At 61.4% G+C, this 2,607-nt stretch carries 2 protein-coding genes and 2 pseudogenes; 1 reads left to right on the forward strand and 3 read right to left on the reverse strand.

The annotated features are described in order from the left end of the window. The 3 genes and pseudogenes from D588_RS24180 to D588_RS24185 all read right to left on the reverse strand — a co-directional run. A pseudogene (locus tag D588_RS24180) lies at positions 1-716 on the reverse strand (thermonuclease family protein); the annotation flags it as partial. 107 nt (positions 717-823) lie between these two features. After that, positions 824-1,024 (reverse strand): hypothetical protein, encoded by a 201-nt coding sequence (locus tag D588_RS0106720; protein WP_017915436.1) that lies wholly within the window; start codon positions 1,022-1,024, stop codon positions 824-826. A 69-nt stretch (positions 1,025-1,093) separates the two neighbouring features. Further along, positions 1,094-1,576 (reverse strand): annotated as a pseudogene (locus D588_RS24185) (JAB domain-containing protein). Between the two features lie 285 nt (positions 1,577-1,861). Between D588_RS24185 and D588_RS26490 the strand changes: the two are divergent. Beyond that, the gene (locus D588_RS26490) at positions 1,862-2,278 is read left to right on the forward strand and encodes a hypothetical protein (RefSeq protein ID WP_081613495.1); all 417 of its coding nucleotides are present in this window, start codon (positions 1,862-1,864) and stop codon (positions 2,276-2,278) included. Positions 2,279-2,607: the final 329 nt, after the last annotated feature.

Genomic DNA, 2,607 nt, shown 5'->3' on the forward strand with positions numbered 1-2,607 from the left:
AGAGATGCCCCGGATGAACAACCTACTGAGAGATCACACCTAGCCGGCTGCCACCCTGCCCGAGCTGCCTCTTCAGGGCTGCAGAACATGCGCTCGCCGTGGCTCAGGTCGATGCTGGTTCGCTCGTAATCCCGCTGCCCAGGAACGTGGTAGATTTTCTTGCCTTGGCGAGAGATGTTGCCCTTGATGCGGCATCCGCTGGACACGGACGGCGTGGTCACCTGAGCCTGGCGTGCGGCCTGCTCACGCTTGCCGCGCCGATAGTCGGCGGGCATCTGGAAGGGCCCTTGCCAGAGGTTCCGCTGGTGCTGGCGTGCGTCCGCTTCGTCAGCGATGAACGCTGTTGAGTATTGGCGATACGCGACCGCCCAGCCTGAGCGCGCCATCCAACGGTTGACGGACTGCCCCTGGACGAAGCACTCCGCAACCACCCGGCCATAGCGGTCGGTGTCCTTGGGTTGTCAGCGAACGGTCTTGTCCAGCACGTAGCCGTCCAGCGCGGCGGCGGACCGCCGGCCACAGGGCCAGGAGCGTCCGTCCTTGGCGGTGCATTGCTGGGCGCTTTCCGGGGCATCGATGCCTCACAGGCGGATGCGCTGCTTCGCCACGGTGAGGGTATCGCCGTCCGTGACGGTCGCGCGGCCGACCAACTCTGCTGCCACGCCAGGAATCGAAGCAAAAACCAAAGACAGAACCAACAGACCCTTCAACGCCATCAACAACGACTTCCTCTACGCGCACGCTCAGGTGGCGAGCGCCAGTTCAAACACGGTCCGACACTTTAGCGGAAGCGGGAAACGGGGCCGACCAACTCGCCAACCCTTCAATCCCGACGCACGTTCCTGGTGTGGCCGCCGCCGATCTCCTCTACGACAACGAACTCGCTCACCAGCCAACCGTATGCGTCGCTCAAGGCATCGGCGATACCCTCTTCGCTCTCGCATTCAACTGTGGCTTCGGCCGGCAACGCAGGACGCTTGCCATCGGTCTCCCAGACAATCCCTCGCACGTGAAACGCTTTCATTCCTGCTCCATGGATGTGCATCTGCCTTGGCAGGCTAGCGTCGGCACGCTGCATAGGTGAAGGGGTGGGCTATGCCCACCCCCTACTGGCCAAGCTGGTGTGCTGGTGGCCGCCGATGATCAGGTGGTCGAGGACTCAAATGTCGAAGAGGCGAAGCGCTTGCTTCAGGCGCTCGGTGACCTGGCGGTCGGCGTCGCTGGGCTCCGGGTTTCCGCTCGGATGGTTATGGAAGAGGATGACGGCGGCAGCGTTGAGGTCCAGGGCACGCTTGGCAACGACTCGGCTGTGGACTTCGCAGCCGTCGATGGTGCCGCTGAAGAGATGCTCGGTGGCGAGGATGTGGTGCTTGGTATCCAGGAAGATGGCACCGAAGACTTCGTGAGGCAGGTGGGCGCAGCGGGCGACCAAGTAGCTGCCGGCGTGGATGGGGTTGTGGATCCGGCCTCGCCGCTGGAGGCGCTGTTCCAGGATGTTGGCGGCGGCGAGCAAGATGCCCTCCTCGTCCATCGGGAGCTGGTATTGGGCCGTGCGGTCCTGGGTGTTGCGCTTCATCGGTTCTTCTCCACCAGCGCGTTGTGCGCCTCGTGGGAACCGGCAGGCGGAGCGTTAGGCTCGACCGCACCCGGGAGTGAGCACCGCGGCAGCGGCGCGCAGTGAAGGGCCGCAACAGAGCGTCAGCGTCGAGGAGGAGGCTCGCCCTTGCGGTCGGGACAGCGAAGCTAAGGTCCCTTTAAGAGGCACAGCGCTGGTAAAAAGCACCGGTGCGCTTGCCATCCCTACCGAAGGGCACAGAACCCTTTACATTAGAATGACCAGACCAATCCAAGGACGAGAAAAATGCCCAAATATGATCTTGTAAGCCAGGAAGACGAATGGGGTTGCGCCGCTGCTTGCGTGGCGTCCCTGCTGGACATCCCATACTCTCGAGCGAAGCGTCTTCTAGAAAAAGAGAAGCGTGCCGGGATAGACGATGAGCCAGAAGGATTTGAGATCGATGAAATCGCCAGGGCTCTTTACAGCAAAGGCGTGAAAGTCATCGCTGACTGGAACCCTCCTTGGAAGCTTCCCAGTGGCACCATCGTGTGCGTGCACAGCCGGACCCGATATGCAAGCCATCACTACTTGCTCAAGGTCCCTGGCGGCTACATGGATCCGTGGTTCGACCTCAAAGAGAATGGCCGAGAGGCAAAGATGCGCAAGGACATCCCGAAAGGGACCAAAATTGTTGTCGCGCTGATCCCAACGAAAAAGTAGTCGACCACCCTAAGGCGGGCGACGACGTCGTATAAGGTGGCCCCAGTGCAGCAATGCAAGAAGGCAAGTCTTGTTTCCGGTCGACCCAGCGACGACCTAGAGGAGGGACTTGCTACGACGCGGGCACTGGCGCCACTGCTTCAACGGGCCGGCTTCTTGAGCACATGGCAACACCAAAGCGCTCCGCTCCCGGGAATCCAGTGGAAAGACAGCCACCATTCCTAATAAGTGGCACTGCCTTCGCTCGCTGGATATCGACAACCTGCGACGTCCCCCTGCTTTCAGTAGCGTGGCTCTTTAGAGTCCGGGTTTCATCGTAGCGGCTTTGG

Origin of the sequence: Xanthomonas sp. SHU 308 (assembly GCF_000364645.1) — a bacterium.
GTDB lineage: Bacteria > Pseudomonadota > Gammaproteobacteria > Xanthomonadales > Xanthomonadaceae > Xanthomonas_A > Xanthomonas_A sontii.